Here is an 18,191-nt window from a genome sequence, read left to right as displayed (position 1 = left end):
CCTTTATGGGTCGGCTTACGGCTTGGGAGCCGGAGCGCCGCCCGTGGCGTTCTGATCGGCCGGAAGCGGCTTCAGATCGGCGCCGGCAACCTTCTGCAGTTCCGACATGCTGGAAGCGTTGAGGTCGCGGTTGATGCCGGCGGCCCAGATGTCGGCGGCCTTCATCAGTTCGCGCGTGGCGATCGGGCCGTCCTTCAGAAGCTTCTTGCCGGCTTCGCTGCTGTAGAAGGTGGAAATGGCGTTCAGCTCTTCGACGGTGAAGGCGCGCGCATAGGTGAGTGCTGCCTCGCGCTCCAGATCGGCGCGGCGCGGCGCAAGCTCGAGCGCCTTGGCGTCGACGGTCTCGGTAATGGCATCCTGAACGTTCGGCGAGGCCTGGATGAGTTCGGCCTTCAGCCGTTCGGCCAGACCCGGCAGAATGTCGTCGAAACGGTCGGTAACGCCAAGGGAGGTGATCGCCTGCCGTGCGGCAGCGATATGCGCTTCGGAAATTTCCTGAGCGCGTGCGGCAGTACCGAACACGATGCCGGAAATGAGGATCGAAGCAGCGGCAGCTTTGCCCAGTCCCGCTAATTTGCCCATGAAAATCTCGCTCCTGTTATACTGCCTGCATCACGCGGGCGCCTTCAGGACCCGCGATAATGGCAAGCGATGCCAAATTTATGAAAAGTCCGTGCTCGACGACACCGGGAATCGTGTTCAGCTCGCGTGCTAGCGCTTCTGCATCAGGAATACGGCCAAAAGATGCGTCGAGGATCAGGTGCCCGCCATCCGTCATGAAGGCGCCGTCGCCGGAAGAACGCAGCGTGAGCGTACCGGAAAGCCCGGACCGCGACGCCAGTTTTTCAATGGCGATGCGCGTCGCCACCTGGCCGAACGGATTGATTTCGATCGGAAGCGGAAACGCGCCCAGCGTCTCCACCACCTTGCTCTGGTCGGCGATGACGATCATGCGGGCGGATGCCGCCGCCACGATCTTTTCGCGCAGCAGCGCGCCGCCGCCGCCCTTGACGAGACGCAGCGCATGATCGACCTCGTCGGCGCCGTCGATGGTCAGATCCAGCTCCGGCAATTCATCGAGGGATTTCAGCGGCACGCCAAGTTCGACGCACAGACGCGCGGTACGCTCGGATGTCGGCACGCCCTCGACCTTCAGGCCGGCGGCGACCTTCTCGGCCAGCAGCCTGACGAATTCCTCCGCCGTCGAACCCGTGCCGATACCAAGCCGCATCCCGTCCTGCACATGGGACAATGCGGCCTCGGCGGCCTTGATCTTCATCTGGCGGGCATCCATGCGCCTGAAACTCCGGTAGCTTTGTCGTCGCCGTGCTGTTTACACGGGTCGAAAGCCAAACGAAAGCCTTTTTCAAGGCAACGAACAGAACGTTGTGGTGCGGTTGCAAAGACAGGTGGCTTTGCCTAGGCTTGGTGCGAATGAAAGCATGAATATCTCAGCACCCGCATTCTCCAAGAGGCCGTTTCCGTGACATCCCGCCCGCTCTCCCCGCTCGCCATTTTCGATCTCGACGGCACGCTGGTCGATACCGCCGCCGACCTGGTGTCGAGCCTCAACCACACCATCGCCGCAGCCGGGCTTGCACCCGTCAGCTATGACGACCTGACCCACCTCGTCGGCCAGGGCGCGCGGGTCATGATCAAGCGCGCCTTCGCGCTTCGCGAGACGGAACTGCCGGAAGCCGACATCGAGCCCCTCTATGAGCGCTTCATCACCCACTACCGCGCCGACATGCCCGGCGAAAGCCGCCCCTATCCCGGCATCGTCAACACGCTGGATGCGCTCTCGGACGCCGGCATCACGCTCGCCGTCTGCACCAACAAGACCGAAATCCTCGCTCTGCCGCTGCTCGAAAAGCTCGGTCTGACACGCTATTTCGCCGCCATTACCTGCGGCGACACCTTCGCCTTCCGCAAGCCGGACGCCCGCCATATTCTCGGCACCATCGAAAAGGCCGGCGGCGACATCAGGCGCTCGGTCATGGTCGGCGACAGCATCAACGACATTCTCGCGGCAAGGAACGCCGCCGTACCGTCGATCGGCGTCACCTTCGGTTATACGGATGTGCCGATGGCGGAACTGGCGCCGGATGTCGTGATCGACGGTTTCACCGAATTGACGCCGGCGCTGTTCGAAGAACTCGTTGCGAAGGGTGCGGCGGCGGCCTGAGAGACTGGACCAGACAAGTAAAGTGCCAGGGAACGGCGATTCCGACGTCGATGAGAGCTGAACAACCTCTCATCCGTCATGCCGGACTAGATCCGGCATCCAGCCACGGCGCGTCTGCGCCGTGAAAAGACTCTTTTGCGATCAAGGACTTGATCGCGCTGGACCCCGGATCAAGTCCAGGGTGACGGAGTACGGTGTTACCGTTGACGCCAAATGTAGCAGGCGGACTCCAGCACCAAACAAATTGGGAGGCCTTTCCTTCAAACAAAAAGCGCCGTCTCCGGCGCTTTTTTTCTTGATGCTATTCTGATCAGATCGACGCGGCCCGCGCCTTTGTCGTCACGGCAAAGGCCTTCTGCACATAGCTGTCGCGATCATAGACGTCGTCGAAGAACTGCACCTTGCCGTCCTTGTCCGGCCAGGCGGTGAAATAGGCGACATAGACCGGGATTTTCACCGGCACCTGCACGGCACGGTTCTTGCCGGACGCGATCTGCTCGCTGACCTTTTCGATGCTGGTGCCGAGAACCGCGGCCGCCATGCGGCGCGGATCGACGAGGCGGATACAGCCATGGCTCAGCGCCCGCATGTCGCGGTTGAAAAAGCTCTTGGCCGGCGTGTCATGCATGTAGATCGCATGTGCGTTCGGGAACAGGATCTTCAGGTCGCCCAGCGCATTGTCGCTGCTCGGCGGCTGGCGCACGGAAATGGAATTGGTGGAGCCGTACCAGTTGACGCTGGTGGAGGAGACGGCACGGCCGCCAACCTGCACTTCGTAACCCAGCCGGTCGAGATAGGACGGATCGCGGCGCAGCTTCGGCAGCATCTCGTTGACGATGATCGACTGCGGCACGCCCCAGTAGGGATTGAACTCGACCGTCTGGATCTCATCCTGGAAGAAATAGGTCTGGTTGGCCTTGGAGCCGACCACCACCTTCATGCCGAACTGCTCCACCCCGTCATTATGGTAATAGGCCATGAAGGCGGGCTGGTTGATGAAGACGTAACGCTGGCCGAGATCGGCCGGCAGCCAGCGGATCTGCTCCATCGCCACCTGCACCTTGGCGATCTTCGCATCGTTGCTTTCGCCGACCATGGCGCGCACGGTCGCGCGGCCGATCACGCCGTCGGGCTTCAGGCCGTTCTCGCTCTGGAACGCCTTCACCAGATCGACGAGATCAGGCGTATAATCCGGCGTCTGCTGGTAGGCGGAAATGATCGCCGCATGCTCGGCCTTGAAGGCCGGCGACGCGCGATGTTCGATCGCCTTGACGACGTTCGCCATATCGGCGCTGCTGTTGCCGGGTTTGAGCACCAGATCGGCGGGAACGCGGACGGTGTGCGCCGCATCTCCCTCGCCGCGCAGGCGCGCAAGCTCCGCCTTCAGCGTCTGATATTCGGCGCTATCGGGTTCGCGGCTGCGCAGATAGGCGGCGACATCGGGGCTCAGGCCCGCAAGCTTCAGCACGGGCGCAAGGTTCACCGTCTTGCGCTTGAAATCATGGTAGCCGGAGAGCCGGTTCGGATCGACGCGGCCGCGGATGGTATCCTGCACATAGGCCAGAACCTTGGCCGACAGCGCCAGCTCGAACTGCATCTGTGCCCGCTGGTAGACGTCGGAGGTCGATGCCGAGGCCGTTTCCACCGGCGTCCCGGTCGCGGTCGTGCCCGTCGTATTGCTGCCGATGCTGGCTGTCACGTCCTTTGCCGGCGCGGAAATGCTGTAGTCGGCCGGATCGAGGCCGCTTTCGCCAACCGTCTCGAAGAAGGCGATGACGGCATTGGCGCGCTCGGTCAGCTCGCCGCCGGAAACCCACAGCGTCTTCCCGCCGGCGCCGTAATAGGCCTCCAGCGCCTTGGCGATCTCGGGCGTGGCGCTGAATTTCAGATTGGCAAGGCCCTCGCCGAAATTCGCCGTGTTCACCACGCGGGCGGCATCCGCTTTGTAGTCGTAATAACGCGGGCCGGAAACGCGCGGCAGCGGCTCGGGATCGGAGGCATCGGCGCTCATCCGTGCGTTCGGCGGCGAGGTGACGACGCCGGCCGGCGGCAATTCACCGCGATCGCGCGCAACCTTGCCCGGGCCGCCGCGCAGGAGGTCCATCAGGGTCACCGCGCCGGCGCTGCCGGGAAGAGCGGTGGAAACGGAAAGACCGAGAGCCAGCACCAGCGCTGCCGATGTTTTTCCAGATGTGACTTGCAATTTGATCCTCGTAGCACCCAGCACCGCCAGCGAAACGGCGGGCATCAGTTTCATGCCTGTCTAGCCGATAGACGGCCCGTTGAAAAGAAAACGCGAAAAAGCCCATAACCGTGCCGAAATGAACCTTATGATACAGCCAAAGCCATAAAAACGTAATTTCCAGAATTGGCGAGAATGGTTAAATTTCTATTTATTTCATTCACTTTGCCGTGGCCTGACGCGCCGGTGACATGCCGCCGAAAGCCCGGTTTTCCGGCCGTTTCGCGACGTAGTAAAAATGACACGCCGGCCGGTTTTTCATCCCCGCCCTGCCCTTCCGCCAAAATCGCTTTCGCATGGCGGCAAATATCTGCCCCTGCCGCATTGCAGCGGCTTTCCTTGCCGGCGCGATGATTCTATATATCGGCCGCGCAAGGCGGGCGAAGGCGCCGTTTTGGCGGAGGAACACGAGTAAAAAGGCAGGACTGATGACAGCCACACGGACGGAAACCGATACATTTGGACCCATTGACGTTCAGGCCGATCGCTATTGGGGCGCGCAGGCGCAGCGCTCGCTCGGCAACTTCAAGATCGGCTGGGAAAAACAGCCCGCCTCTGTCGTTCGTGCGCTCGGCATCGTCAAGCAGGCGGCCGCCCGCGCCAACATGGCGCTGGCCGGCCTCGACCCGAAGATCGGCGACGCCATCATTGCCGCCGCGCAGGAAGTGATCGACGGCAAGCTGACCGAGCATTTCCCGCTCGTCGTCTGGCAGACCGGCTCCGGCACCCAGTCCAACATGAACGCCAACGAGGTGATTTCCAACCGCGCGATCGAGATGCTCGGCGGCGAAATGGGCAGCAAGAAGCCGGTCCACCCGAACGACCATGTCAATATGAGCCAGTCCTCGAACGACACCTACCCGACGGCGATGCACATTGCCTGCGTGGAAGAGATCGTTCATCACCTGCTGCCGAGCCTCAAGCACCTGCACAAGGCGCTGGAAGCCAAGGTCAAGCAGTTCGAGAAGATCATCAAGATCGGCCGGACCCACACCCAGGACGCAACGCCGCTGACGCTCGGCCAGGAATTCTCCGGCTACGCCGCGCAGGTCGCGTCCGCCATCGCCAATATCGAAACCACCCTGCCGGCGCTCTCCAAGCTCGCCCAGGGCGGCACCGCCGTCGGCACGGGCCTCAACGCTCCCGTCGGTTTCGCTGAAAAGGTCGCCGAGGAAATCTCCAAGATCACCGGCCTGCCTTTCGTGACCGCGCCGAACAAGTTCGAGGCGCTTGCCTCGCACGATTCCATGGTCTTTTCCCATGGCGCGATCAATGCGGCTGCGGCGGCGCTCTTCAAGATCGCCAACGACATCCGCTTCCTCGGCTCCGGCCCGCGCGCCGGTCTCGGCGAATTGTCGCTGCCGGAAAACGAACCCGGCTCGTCGATCATGCCGGGCAAGGTAAACCCCACCCAGTCGGAAGCGCTGACGCAGGTCTGCGCCCACATCTTCGGCAACAATGCGGCACTGTCCTTTGCCGGTTCGCAGGGCCACTTCGAGCTCAACGTCTATAACCCGATGATGGCCTACAACTTCCTGCAGTCGGTCCAGCTTCTGGGCGATGCTGCCGTCTCCTTCACCGACAATTGCGTCGTCGGCATCGAGGCCCGCGAAGACAATATCAAGAAGGGCGTCGAAAACTCGCTGATGCTGGTGACGGCGCTGAACAGCAAGCTCGGCTACGACATCTGCGCCAAGATCGCCAAGACCGCGCACAAGAACGGCACGACCCTGCGCGACGAAGCCGTCGGCGGCGGATACCTCACCAACGAGGAATTCGACCAATATGTGCGCCCTGAAAACATGATCGGCCCGAAATAAGCCGGTCTCATATCCAGTTGACATCGAAACGGGCCTTCTGGCCCGTTTTTGTTTGTGCGATTGCCGCATCGCAGCGGGGCCGTGACAGGACTGGCTCGGACCGGAATATCGGGTTGCCTCCATATTGACCTGTTGATTTTATACCATCCTCATAAACTGTTCTTCCTGGAGAACGACGCAGCCGAATGCGCGATTGAGGACGACTTGATGATCTGCCGCCGTAGCCTGCTTCTTGCGGGTGCATTCCTCGCCACAGTCGGAAAAGCCGCAAACCTGCCTGCTCAGGACAATCGGCCTCGCATGGCCCTTTGGCCCGGCCAGCCTCCCGGTGGTGGCGGTCCGGACGGACCCGCGAATATCAGCAAAAAAGGCGCCGTCACCAACATCGCCATGCCGAGCCTTGAGATATTTGCCCCCGGCAAGCCCAATGGGTCTGCAATGATCATTGCCGGCGGCGGCGGATATAAGCGCATCGAGGAAGGCAAGGAATCCTATCCCGCCGCGCGCTGGCTTACGGCCAGAGGCATTTATGCCTTTGTCCTCAGTTACCGCCTGCCGATCGAAGGATGGGCTGCCGGACCGCTGGCGCCGCTTCAGGATGCGCAGCGCGCATTTCGTCTGGTACGCGCACGCGCCTCGGAATGGCAGATCGATCCGCACAGGATCGGCGCGCTTGGTTTTTCGGCCGGCGGCCACCTGATGGGGCTTGCCGCCGCCCGCTCGGCCTTCACATCTTACGAAGGCGTGGATGAGATCGACAGGCAATCAGCCCGGCCGGATGTCGCAGCGCTGATCTATCCGGTCATCACGCTTGCAGCCCCCTATGACCGCACATCAACCCGCCGATCGCTTGTCGGCAGACACCCGACGGACGAGGCAACGCGGGAATGGTCGGTGGAAAGCCATGTGGGCAAAGACTGCCCTCCGATCTTCCTCACACAGGCGGATGACGACGAGATTTCCAATCCCGCCAACAGCCGTATCATGCGAGAGGCCTGCGAAAAGGCTGGCGTGGATGTCGAATTTCATACGGTCGCGTCCGGCGGCCACGGTTTCGGCATGGGCAAGCCCGGCACCCCCACAGAGGAATGGCCCGACTGGTACGAGACGTGGTTGCGCAAGCATGATTTTCTGGAGTGAGGCACGCTCGCGAACAATTACACCGCGCATCTTCGGACCAGTTGTACCCTCTCCTCCGTCATCCTCGGGCTTGACCCGAGGATCCATAACCGCCGAGCAATGGATCCTCGGGTCAAGCCCGAGGATGACGGAGTAAAACGCATCGTCGAGACTTTGGCGGCGGATGCGTGCACCCAAAAAAAGGGCCGCTGTCGCGACCCTTTTCATATTCTTCAAACCGTCACACCAGCCGGCTCTGCTCCACTGCCGCTTCGATGAAGCTGGCGAAAAGCGGATGCGGATCGAGCGGACGGCTCTTCAGTTCCGGGTGGTACTGGACGCCGATGAACCATGGATGGTTCGGATATTCCACCGTTTCCGGCAGGACACCGTCCGGAGACATGCCCGAGAAGACCAGACCGCATTCTTCCAGCCGGTCCTTATAGTCCACATTCACCTCGTAGCGGTGACGGTGGCGCTCGGAAATATCGGTGGAACCGTAGATCTCGGCAATCTTGGTGTCCTTCTTCAGCGCCGCCTTGTAGGCGCCAAGACGCATCGTGCCGCCGAGGTCGCCCTTGGAGGAGCGCTTCTCCAGCTCGTTGCCCTTCACCCATTCCGTCATCAGGCCGACGACCGGCTCGGAGGTCGGGCCGAATTCAGTGGAGGAGGCATGTTCGATGCCGGCCAGGTGACGCGCCGCTTCCACGACCGCCATCTGCATGCCGAAGCAGATGCCGAAATAGGGCACATTGCGCTCACGCGCGAACTGCGCCGCCATGATCTTGCCTTCCGAACCGCGCTCGCCGAAGCCGCCCGGCACCAGAATGCCGTTGACCTTTTCGAGATAGGGTGTGGGATCTTCCTTTTCGAAGACCTCGGACTCGATCCATTCCAGCTTGACCTTGACGCGGTTGGCAAAACCGCCGTGATGCAGCGCTTCGATCAGCGACTTGTAGGCATCCTTGAGGCCGGTATATTTGCCGACGATCGCAATCGTCACTTCGCCTTCCGGCGTGCGGATGCGGTTGCAGACCTCTTCCCACTGTTCCAGACGCGGCTTCGGCGCCGGCTCGATACCGAAGGCGGCGAGCACTTCCGAATCGAGGCCTTCCTTGTGATAGGCGATCGGAACGTCATAGATATTCGCCACATCCAGCGCCTGGATGACGGCGGACGGACGCACGTTGCAGAACAGCGAAAGCTTGCGGCGTTCCGCTTCCGGAATTTCCCGGTCGGCGCGCACCAGCAGGATGTCGGGATGAATGCCGAGCGCCTGCAGTTCCTTCACGGAATGCTGGGTCGGCTTGGTCTTCAATTCGCCGGCTGCCGGAATGTACGGCATCAGCGTCAGATGGAGATAGATCGCCGTGCCGCGCGGCAGGTCGTTGCCGAGCTGACGGATCGCTTCCATGAACGGCATCGCCTCGATGTCACCCACCGTGCCGCCGATCTCGCAGATGACGAAGTCGTAATCGTCATTGCCTTCGATCACGAAATCCTTGATCTCGTTGGTGACATGCGGAATGACCTGAACGGTTGCGCCGAGATAGTCGCCGCGCCGTTCCTTGTCGATGATGTTCTTGTAGATGCGGCCGGTGGTGATGTTGTCGGTCTTGGTGGCCGAACGCCCGGTAAAGCGCTCGTAGTGACCAAGGTCGAGGTCCGTCTCGGCACCGTCATCCGTCACGAACACTTCGCCGTGCTGTGTCGGGCTCATGGTGCCGGGATCGACGTTCAGATAGGGGTCGAGTTTACGAAGCCGCACCCGATAACCACGGGATTGCAACAAAGCTCCGAGTGCTGCCGCGGCGATGCCCTTGCCTAGAGAGGAGACCACGCCGCCTGTGATGAATACATATCGCGCCATGGGATTCACCGGATACCTTTTTACCTCTGATTCCGCCAGCCCAAATTTCATGCTTTCGAAAATTCGCTGTTGACGAATTTGCGATGGGTCAGGCCGGAATGCGAACAAAAGAAAACCGGCAGGCTTTTGGCCTGCCGGAGCGTTAAATCAGAACCGGGCTTATTGACCGGTCGGAACTGCGTTCGGATCGGCGGGCTGCGCCGGGGCCGGAGCGGCCGTGCCGGAAGCGGCCGGAGCCGGGGTGGTCTGCGCCGGAGCGGCAGCACCATTATTGGTCGGAACGCCATTTTCAGCCGGAGCCGGAGCGGGCGTCGAAGGCGTCGTCGCCGGGCCGAGCGTATCGAGAATGCCGTTACCCTGGCCCTGCGTGGCCGGAATACGGTTCAGAATGTCGGTCGGGCGCGATTCGTAGCGCGTTAGGAGACCGAGGCCGAGCGAGGTCGCGAAGAACAGCGCGGCAAGGATCGCCGTGGTGCGCGTCAGCGCATTGGCCGTTCCGCGCGCGGACATGAAGCCCGAACCGCCGCCGATACCGAGGCCGCCGCCTTCGGAACGCTGGATCAGGACCACGCCGACAAGCGCCAGCACGATCATGAGGTGAATAACAATCAAAACGGTCTGCATGACAATCCATTCCATGCCCCGCGCGGAGCACCATAAAGAAGGTTTTGCGGCTCTTTACATGAGGCGACGGCTTATTCCAAGCCCCTTTCCCGCTCCACTCGCAGGAAAGCTCGGATCAAGCCGTCAGTTGCTCGTATGCCGCATAGATGGACAGGAAGTCCGAAGCTTTCAAGCTCGCGCCGCCGATCAGCGCGCCGTCGACGTTGTCGACGCCCATCAGTTCCAGCGCATTGGCGGGCTTTACCGAGCCGCCATAAAGGATACGCATGGTCTTGCCGGCCCCACCGAAGCGCTTGACGAGTTCGTCGCGCATGAAGGCATGGGCCTCGCGCACATCGTCCACGGTCGGCGTCAGGCCCGTGCCGATCGCCCAGACCGGCTCATAGGCGATGACGGTGTTTTCCGCCGTCGCCGCATCCGGCAGGGAGCCCGCAAGCTGACGCTTGAGGATATCGAGCGTCTGGCCCGCCTTGCGCTCATCCGCCGTCTCGCCGATGCAGACGATGGCGATGAGATCGGCCTCGTGAGCGGCGGATGCCTTGGCGCGCACCAGATGATCGGTCTCGGCATGGTCGGTGCGGCGCTCCGAATGGCCGACGATGACATGGGTGCCGAAGCAGTCGGCGATCATCTCGGCGGAAATATCGCCGGTATGGGCGCCGGAGGCGTTCTGGTGGCAATCCTGCGCGCCGATCATCAGCGGGCTGTCATCGCACAGCGCCGTTGCGACGTAGAGCAATGTCGAGGGCGGGCAGATCAGCGCATCCACCTTTTCGGACAGCGCGCCCTTGACGCCCTCTGCCATGGCCTTGATCTGATCGAGCGAGGCACGGGTGCCGTTCATCTTCCAGTTTCCGGCAACAAGCGGTCGAACATTCGGCGTCATGCGTATCCCATTCCCTTTGTCTCGTGTCCGCCTGTGGCGGCACCCCTTCCCTCAGCCGTGTGACGGCCCATAATCGCGACAGAAACACTGCCGGAAATCCCGGGTTATTCCTTTAACCTCAGCCGGCAGCAAATGGTACAAAAAAGCGGCCCAAAGGTTCAAAACGATGGGCAATTTCCAAAAAATTGCCGTTACTGACCCAAATAGAGGCCTTAGCGGCTCAAAATCCAGTTCAGAACCGCCCGCCAGTCGGTCATGCGCACCGGTGTGCCGTGGCTGCCGGTCTCATACCGCGTGAACCGCGCCGGCTCACCGGCCTTCAGCAAGGAGCGGAAGATCGTTGCCTGCTGATCCGCCGAATAGACCTTGTCGGCGCTGCCATGGGTGAACCAGACGGGCTTCTTCGCCTTGGCAAAGACGCTTTTCGGAAAATCCGGATCGACCGCCCCGCCGAGGATCGCCATGCCCTTGAGATTGGCGACGGCCGCCTTGTCGCGGCTGATGCCGTAACAGATGAAACTGCCCATCGAGGCGCAGGTCAAAATGACAGGCCTGCCGCCCGATTTTTTGGCCGCATCGGCAATCAGCGCCGCGATATCGGCAACGCCGTTCTCATCGAAGGAGCGCACGCTCGGGGCGTAATAGGTGCCGCCATTGGCGACGGCAAGATTTTTCAGCCGGTTGAAATTGCCGCCGAAGGTGTAATCGTTCATGCCGAGCCGCCGGTCGCCGCCGCGCCCGTGGATGAAGATGACCGTGAAGGCCTGCCCGCTTGCCGGCCCGACACGGCCGACCTCGAGCGCCCTGCCCTCGGCGGACACACTTTCCAGCACCTGCGCCTTCTTCGGCGCCATATCGACATATTGCCGTTTCACCCGCCGCTCCGGCACCTCGTCGCGGCCGTTAATGTCGCGCATCTCCTGATAGTCGATGACCTCGGAAGCGCCGCCATCGCCGGTGGAAAGCACCGTCTGGGCGGAAAATAGCTCATCCTTGAAGGGGCGCAGCGGTCCTTCTGCGGCCGGGGCTGCAACCGGCATCACCGCAACAGTCAGGCTGAAAAGAGTACAAAACGTGAAATGAGCTGTGGACATGCCTTGGCTAACCGTTCATTCGTGGCTGCGAGACTTGCCATCGCAAGGCCGGCAGCGCAATCCTCCTGTTGCGAAACCCTGACACAATCGTGGCATAGGATGCGCCGCGTTTGCCAGACGGACCCGCTTCAAATCGGACGGGAACCGCGTTTGGCGTTATGATTGACGCTGATGGCATAATGATTCGCATGGCGAAATTCTGACACACGCTTTTGAACTTTGGACATGATGGACGACAGCAACGATCTCTTCTCCGGTCTTCCGGCGGCACGAAACAGCGAAACGGAAACGGACGGGGATGCCGCCAAGACACCGGCGACCACGGCCGCCACTGTGCCCGCAAACCTGAATGTGCAGCCGAAACCCGCAGCCGTTGCGGCCGTGACGCCGCCTGCCCCTCCGGCCCCAGTGTCTCCGTCCGGTGACGATTACGGCGCGTCCTCGATCCGCGTGCTCGAAGGGCTGGAGCCCGTGCGCATGCGCCCCGGCATGTATATTGGCGGCACCGATGAAAAGGCGCTGCACCATCTCTTCGCCGAAGTCATCGACAATTCCATGGACGAGGCCGTCGCCGGCCACGCCAATTTCATCGAGGTCCATCTCGATACCGAAGGTTTTTTGACGGTCACCGATAACGGCCGCGGCATTCCCGTGGAAAACCACCCGCAGGTGCCCGGCAAGTCGACGCTCGAAGTCATCATGACCAAGCTGCATGCCGGCGGCAAGTTCGACGGCAAGGCCTATGAGACGTCGGGCGGCCTGCACGGCGTCGGCGTGTCCGTGGTCAATGCGCTCTCCGATCTTCTCGAAGTGGAAGTGGCGCGGAACCGCAAGCTTTACCGCCAGCGCTTTTCGCGCGGCCTGCCGATCGGTCCGCTGGAAGAGCTTGGCGACGTGCACAATCGCCGCGGCACCCGCGTCCGTTTCCATCCCGATCCGCAGATCTTCGGCGATCACGCCAAGTTCGAACCGGCCCGCATCTTCCGCATGGCCCGCTCCAAGGCCTATCTCTTCGGCGGTGTCGAAATCCGCTGGAGCTGCGATCCCGGCATGGTGCAGGCCGGTGGCGAAATCCCCGAAAAGGCGGTTTTCCATTTCCCCGGCGGCCTAAAGGACTATCTTGCCGCCACACTCGGCAAGGAATTCACCGTCACCCGCGAGATTTTCTCCGGCCGTACCGAAAAGACCGGCGGCCATGGCGCGCTGGAATGGGCCGTCACCTGGTATGGCGGCGACACGCAGATCCATTCCTATTGCAACACCATTCCGACCCCCGAAGGCGGCACGCATGAGGCGGGCCTGCGCATCGCGCTCACCAAGGGCCTGAAGAACTATGCGGATCTGACCCAGAACAAGCGCGCCAAGGACATCACCACCGACGACGTGATGATCTCCGCCGCCGGCATGCTCTCGGTCTTCATCCGCGAGCCGGAATTCGTCGGCCAGACCAAGGACAAGCTCGCCACCGTCGAAGCCCAGCGCATCGTCGAAAACGCGCTGCGCGATCCATTCGACCATTATCTCGCCGGCAATCCGGGCGAAGCGGCGAAGCTGCTCGACTGGGTGATCGAGCGCGCCGAAGAGCGCCTGCGCCGTCGCAAGGAAAAGGAAGTCAACCGCAAGACCGCCGTGCGCAAGCTGCGCCTGCCCGGCAAGCTGGCGGATTGCGCCCAGAACACCGCCGAGGGTGCCGAGCTTTTCATCGTCGAGGGTGACTCGGCTGGCGGCTCGGCCAAGCAGGCGCGCAACCGCGCCAATCAGGCCATCCTGCCGCTGCGCGGCAAGATCCTCAACGTCGGCAGCGCCAGCCGCGAAAAGCTCTCCGCCAACCAGCAGATCGCCGATCTCATCCAGGCGCTCGGCTGCGGCACGCGGACGAAGTACCGCGAAGAGGATTTGCGGTATGAGCGCATCATCATCATGACCGATGCCGATGTCGACGGCGCCCACATCGCCTCGCTGCTCATCACCTTCTTTTATCAGGAGATGCCGGAACTCATTCGCGGCAACCATCTCTATCTGGCCGTACCGCCGCTCTACGTCATCCGTCAGGGTGCCAAAAGCGCCTATGCCCGCGACGACGCGCACCGCGCCGAGCTGATGGAAACCGTCTTCAAGGGCAAGAAGGTCGAAATCGGCCGCTTCAAGGGCCTTGGCGAGATGATGGCCGCCCAGCTCAAGGAAACCACCATGGATCCCGAAAAGCGTACCCTGCTGCGCGTCGAGATCGACGATGTGGATTTCGAGGGCACGCGCGAGGCGGTCGACAATCTGATGGGCACCAAGGCCGATGCCCGCTTCCGTTTCATTCAGGAACGGGCGGCCTTTGCGGATAATCTGGATATCTGATCATCCCGATGAACCCTTTAAAGGCAGCGCATGGCGCTGCCTTTTGTGTTGATGTGGAGACAACATCATGCGGATAGTGCTGACGGGCAGCTCCGGTCGGGTCGGCCGTGCAATTTTCAGTGCGCTCGCCGGCCGGCATGATGTTACCGGAATAGACCGCTCGCCTTTTTCCACCACCCATATCGTCGGCGATTTCGTAGACGAGGCATTGTTGCGCTCCGCTTTCGAGCAGGCGGATGCGGTGATCCATGCGGCGGCGCTGCATGCGCCGCATGTCGGCATCGTTGCCGATGCGGAATTCCAGCGCATCAATGTCGAGGGAACCCGCATGGTGGCGCAGGCGGCGATGGCGGCGGGCGTGCCACGGCTGGTTTTCACCAGCACCACCGCGCTTTACGGACATGCAGTGTCGGCAGGGTCCTGCACCTTCATCGATGAAGAGACGCCGCCCCGGCCAAAAAGCATCTATCACCGCACCAAGCTCGAAGCCGAGCAGATGCTGGAGGGAATGGCAGGCCCGCATCTTGCCGTGCGCGTGCTGCGCATGTCCAGGAGTTTCCCGGAGCCCGCCGACGTGATGGCGGCTTACCGGCTGCATCGCGGCGTCGATATCCGCGATGTCGCCGATGCCCATGTGCTGGCGCTGACCAATGCGGGAGACGATTTCCAGCGCTATATCATATCGGCAAGCACGCCGTTTTCGCCGGATGATTGCGACAGCCTCGCAAGGGATGCCGCTTCCGTTCTCCGGCGCACCCCGGCCCTCGTCGAAGCTTTCGCGCAAAGGGGATGGGCGCTGCCGGCAACGATTGACCGGATCTATTCCCCCACCCGCGCGGCAGAGAGGTTGGGCTGGACATCCCGGTTCGGCTTCGGGGAGGTACTTGCACAATTGGACCGGCACAGTCTGGAGGTCCTGCCTGTGGGCGCCGATACCAGCAGGAAATCCGAATAAGCGTCCGGCCTTATGCCGCCACATCCTCGCGAACGCCCAGAATACGATCGATCAGGCCCCATTCCAGAGCTTGCTCCGCCGTCATGAAAAAATCCCGGTCCATGGCCGCTTCGAATTTTTCATAACTGCGTTTGTAATGTTCGGAATAAAGCCGCGTCATGCGGTGCTTGGTCTGCCGCATCTCTTCAGCATGGATCAGCATGTCCGACGCCTGCCCCTGGAAACCGCCCAGAGGTTGATGAATGTGGATGCTGGCATTGGGAAGGGCGCTCCGTTCTCCCGGTTCACCCGCCATCAGCAGAAACGATCCCATGGAGCGGGCCGTTCCCATGCAGAGCGTATGAACCGGTGCGCGGATATAATGCATGGTGTCATACATGGCGAGACCGCTGGTAACCACACCGCCCGGCGAATTGATATAGAGATGGATCGGCTTCTTCGGGTTTTCCGCCTCTAGAAACAGCAATTGCGCGCAGACGAGCGCGGAAACCGTATCGTTCACCTCGCCGTTGAGGAAGATGATCCTCTCCCGCAACAGGCGGGAATAGATGTCGAAAGACCGTTCTCCCCGTGACGATTGTTCGACTACCATCGGGACGAGCTGCATCGCTTCGCGCATCGGCGAACTCCTGTCGTTAAGAATGTCGGGAAACGCTCCGGATCAGGCGGCGAGCTTGATCGGCGAACGGTTGTGGTTTGCGGCGGCCTTTATCGTCCGGCCGGTATGGACGGGCAGGTCATGAATGATGCGCAGGCTGGTGCCGCCATGGGCATTCGCGGCGATCCTGAAGGTGACGGTGCTTTCCAGAAATGGCGGATCATCCTCGCGCAGCCGGTAGCGGACTTCCTCGCCGGGCTTGATATCGATTGCGTCGGGTTCCGCCAGCGCTTCTGCCGGCAACCATATGGCGCGAAATGCCGGAATGCTGATCGCCCGCCACACCTTCTGCGGCGGTTCGTCCAGGTCATATTCAAGCTCGATGGCTTCAGGTGCGTCCGGCTTGTGCCTGTTCATTGATCCATATCCTTCAGCAGGAGCTTCAGAGCTTCGATACGCTGCGGCCAGTAGGCGCGGTATTTGCCAAGCCATGCCGCAATCCGGCTCAACCCGTCCGGATCGACCTCGTAATTGACGAAACGGCCCTGACGCCTCTCAACCACCAGCCCTGCCCCGCGCAGCACCGAAAGATGCTGCGACATGGCCGGCTGGCTGATCTCGATGCCTTCGCGCAGGGCGGAAGCGTTCATGGCGCCGGCCGCCAGCTTTTCGAAAATGGCACGACGCGTCGGATCGGCCAGCGCCCGGAAAATATCGTTCTCAGTCATGACAACACATAAGCACACACTTATGCGTTTCACAAGCCCCGGCTGAACCGGCAAGTCCACTTTTTTGCTCGCGTGGCCTCCGCCGTGGTGAACGCTTTATCCCCTCGCGCGTTCTCATCGCGCCTGATACTCTTCGGGCCGGGAGCGATCAAAACAAGTGACTGAATTTACGGCCTTCATCGTCATTCTTCTCATGCTCATCGGGCCGAGCCTGTTCGTCGTCATCGGCAAGCAGCGGGAAAAAGCCATCCCCAAGCGCCCCTCCACCGCCCTGCCCGTCGCCGAAGGCGAAACGGCGCTGGACCGGCACTGGCAATCGATCAGGAACGGCTGGAACGAGAAGAATGCGCTCTGCCTGCTACATTCCAACCTCGATGCCTTTGCCGTGCGTGTGGCAGCGGCGCGGGCGGCGGGGCGCAGCCTCGATCTGATGTATTACATGTGGAATGCCGACCTGACCGGGAGGCTGATGATGCGCGAGGTCATCACCGCCGCCGATCGCGGCGTGCGCGTGCGCCTGCTGCTCGACGACCTCGGCGTCTCCATGTCAGACCGCATCTTCCACGCCATCGACAGCCACCCCAATATCGAACTCCGGCTGTTCAATCCCACCCGTGCGCGGGAAAACATCCTGCATCGCGGCCTGGAACTGGTGCTGCGCTTCCGCAGCGTCAATCGCCGCATGCACAACAAGGCATGGATTGCCGACGGGCGGACCGCGATCGTCGGCGGACGCAACATTGGCGACGCCTATTTCGACGCCGCCGAGCGGGCGAACTTCCACGATTTCGATATTCTCGGTTTCGGCAGGATCGTCGCCGACGCCACCGAAATCTTCGACGACTACTGGAACAGCGCCGTGTCCGTGCCGGTGCGGTCACTTCTGGCACGCCGGCCGAGCAAGCTTGCCAGATTGCGGCGCGAACTGGACGCCCTGCCGAAAAGCGAAGCGGCAAAACCCTATCTGGAGCGCGTCGAAAGCCAGCATGGCCGCGATCATTTCCTGATGTCGGACCGCCTGCACTGGGTGGATGCGGCGGACGTGCTTGCCGATCCGCCGGAAAAAGCGGCGGGCAAACGCCGCAAGGGCCACAATTTCCTGATGGAAAGCCTGCTGCCGCTGATGCAGGCCGCGGGCGAGAGCCTGCACATCACCTCCCCCTATTTCATTCCCGGCAGAGAGGGCATGGAGATTTTTCTCGATCTTGCCGAACGCGGCGTGTCGCTCGCCATCCTCACCAATTCGCTGGCCGCAACGGATGTGGCCGCCGTCCACGCCGGTTATGCGCGTTATCGCAAACCGCTGCTGCGGGGCGGGGTGCGCCTGCACGAATTGCGCGCGCAGGCGGATCAGCCGAGCTTCACCCTGCGCGGCTCGGGACAGGCAAGCCTGCACACCAAGGCCTTCACGCGTGACGGCAGGACGGGTTATATCGGCTCGTTGAATTTCGACCCGCGCTCCGCTTCCCTGAACACGGAAATGGGCGTGGTTTTCAACTCGCCGCCGCTGGTGGCGCGCATGGACGAGATATTCGCCGAAGAAATCCGCCGCTCGATGAGCTTCGAACTGGATGTCGACAACGCCAACCGCATCATTTGGATGACGGAAGAACAGGGCCGGACGAGAACATACCGGCGTGAACCCGACGCCGCTCTCAGCCGCCGCATCGTCGCCGGCATCATGCGTTTCCTGCCGCTGGAATCGCAGCTTTAGCGGCGAA

General features: G+C 61.7%; 16 protein-coding genes. 6 read left to right on the top strand and 10 right to left on the bottom strand.

The features are described 5' to 3' along the window. Nucleotides 1–15: 15 nt before the first annotated feature. The gene (locus tag ACI2KA_RS13440; RefSeq protein ID WP_404502769.1) at nt 16–582 is read right to left on the bottom strand and encodes a DUF2059 domain-containing protein; all 567 of its coding nucleotides are present in this window, start codon (nt 580–582) and stop codon (nt 16–18) included. Between the two features lie 16 nt (nt 583–598). After that, nucleotides 599–1,294: a ribose-5-phosphate isomerase RpiA gene (rpiA, locus tag ACI2KA_RS13435; protein WP_269825640.1), complete on the bottom strand. Its 696-nt coding sequence runs from the start codon at nt 1,292–1,294 to the stop codon at nt 599–601. Between the two features lie 189 nt (nt 1,295–1,483). Here rpiA and ACI2KA_RS13430 point away from each other — a divergent pair, with 189 nt between their 5' ends. Next, entirely contained in the window at nt 1,484–2,185 is a 702-nt protein-coding gene (locus ACI2KA_RS13430) for an HAD family hydrolase (protein WP_404502766.1), read from the top strand. Between the two features lie 310 nt (nt 2,186–2,495). On the opposite strand, the gene ACI2KA_RS13425 is transcribed toward ACI2KA_RS13430, so the two are convergent. Next, nucleotides 2,496–4,352, bottom strand: coding sequence for a murein L,D-transpeptidase (locus tag ACI2KA_RS13425; RefSeq protein ID WP_404502996.1), 1,857 nt, complete (start codon nt 4,350–4,352; stop codon nt 2,496–2,498). Nucleotides 4,353–4,777: 425 nt separating this feature from the next. On the opposite strand from ACI2KA_RS13425, the gene fumC reads away from it, so the two are divergent. Then, nucleotides 4,778–6,247 (top strand): class II fumarate hydratase, encoded by a 1,470-nt coding sequence (fumC, locus tag ACI2KA_RS13420; protein ID WP_404502994.1) that lies wholly within the window; start codon nt 4,778–4,780, stop codon nt 6,245–6,247. A 207-nt stretch (nt 6,248–6,454) separates the two neighbouring features. After that, nucleotides 6,455–7,387 (top strand): alpha/beta hydrolase, encoded by a 933-nt coding sequence (locus tag ACI2KA_RS13415; protein ID WP_404502764.1) that lies wholly within the window; start codon nt 6,455–6,457, stop codon nt 7,385–7,387. Between the two features lie 220 nt (nt 7,388–7,607). Here the strand turns inward: ACI2KA_RS13415 and ACI2KA_RS13410 are convergent, their stop codons facing one another. The 4 genes from ACI2KA_RS13410 to ACI2KA_RS13395 form a co-directional block, all read right to left on the bottom strand. Beyond that, nucleotides 7,608–9,245: a CTP synthase gene (locus ACI2KA_RS13410; protein WP_404502762.1), complete on the bottom strand. Its 1,638-nt coding sequence runs from the start codon at nt 9,243–9,245 to the stop codon at nt 7,608–7,610. A 150-nt stretch (nt 9,246–9,395) separates the two neighbouring features. Next, nucleotides 9,396–9,860: a preprotein translocase subunit SecG gene (gene secG / locus ACI2KA_RS13405; protein ID WP_059760449.1), complete on the bottom strand. Its 465-nt coding sequence runs from the start codon at nt 9,858–9,860 to the stop codon at nt 9,396–9,398. Between the two features lie 115 nt (nt 9,861–9,975). Beyond that, on the bottom strand, nt 9,976–10,746 hold the full coding sequence (gene tpiA / locus ACI2KA_RS13400; RefSeq protein ID WP_404502760.1) for a triose-phosphate isomerase: 771 nt from the start codon (nt 10,744–10,746) through the stop codon (nt 9,976–9,978). Between the two features lie 212 nt (nt 10,747–10,958). Further along, nucleotides 10,959–11,840, bottom strand: a complete 882-nt coding sequence (locus ACI2KA_RS13395; protein WP_404502758.1) for an alpha/beta fold hydrolase — start codon at nt 11,838–11,840, stop codon at nt 10,959–10,961. Between the two features lie 225 nt (nt 11,841–12,065). Between ACI2KA_RS13395 and parE the strand changes: the two genes are divergently transcribed. Further along, the gene (gene parE / locus ACI2KA_RS13390; protein ID WP_404502756.1) at nt 12,066–14,189 is read left to right on the top strand and encodes a DNA topoisomerase IV subunit B; all 2,124 of its coding nucleotides are present in this window, start codon (nt 12,066–12,068) and stop codon (nt 14,187–14,189) included. A gap of 67 nt (nt 14,190–14,256) precedes the next feature. Further along, nucleotides 14,257–15,144: an NAD-dependent epimerase/dehydratase family protein gene (locus ACI2KA_RS13385; RefSeq protein WP_404502754.1), complete on the top strand. Its 888-nt coding sequence runs from the start codon at nt 14,257–14,259 to the stop codon at nt 15,142–15,144. A gap of 10 nt (nt 15,145–15,154) precedes the next feature. On the opposite strand, the gene ACI2KA_RS13380 is transcribed toward ACI2KA_RS13385, so the two are convergent. The 3 genes from ACI2KA_RS13380 to ACI2KA_RS13370 are packed head-to-tail and all read right to left on the bottom strand — an operon-like array spanning nt 15,155 to nt 16,470. Continuing rightward, entirely contained in the window at nt 15,155–15,763 is a 609-nt protein-coding gene (locus ACI2KA_RS13380) for an ATP-dependent Clp protease proteolytic subunit (protein WP_404502752.1), read from the bottom strand. Nucleotides 15,764–15,805: 42 nt separating this feature from the next. Beyond that, nucleotides 15,806–16,159 (bottom strand): SRPBCC domain-containing protein, encoded by a 354-nt coding sequence (locus tag ACI2KA_RS13375; RefSeq protein ID WP_404502750.1) that lies wholly within the window; start codon nt 16,157–16,159, stop codon nt 15,806–15,808. After that, entirely contained in the window at nt 16,156–16,470 is a 315-nt protein-coding gene (locus ACI2KA_RS13370) for an ArsR/SmtB family transcription factor (RefSeq protein WP_404502748.1), read from the bottom strand. The genes ACI2KA_RS13375 and ACI2KA_RS13370 overlap by 4 nt, the downstream gene beginning before the upstream one ends. Nucleotides 16,471–16,627: 157 nt before the next feature. Here ACI2KA_RS13370 and ACI2KA_RS13365 point away from each other — a divergent pair, with 157 nt between their 5' ends. Next, nucleotides 16,628–18,184, top strand: a complete 1,557-nt coding sequence (locus tag ACI2KA_RS13365) for a phospholipase D family protein (RefSeq protein WP_404502746.1) — start codon at nt 16,628–16,630, stop codon at nt 18,182–18,184. Nucleotides 18,185–18,191: the final 7 nt, after the last annotated feature.

The sequence above is a fragment of the Agrobacterium sp. NPDC089420 genome (genome assembly GCF_044900305.1).
Lineage (GTDB): Bacteria > Pseudomonadota > Alphaproteobacteria > Rhizobiales > Rhizobiaceae > Agrobacterium.
The sequence above is the reverse complement of the archived record's forward strand: the minus strand, read 5'-3'. Positions and strand labels throughout refer to the sequence as shown.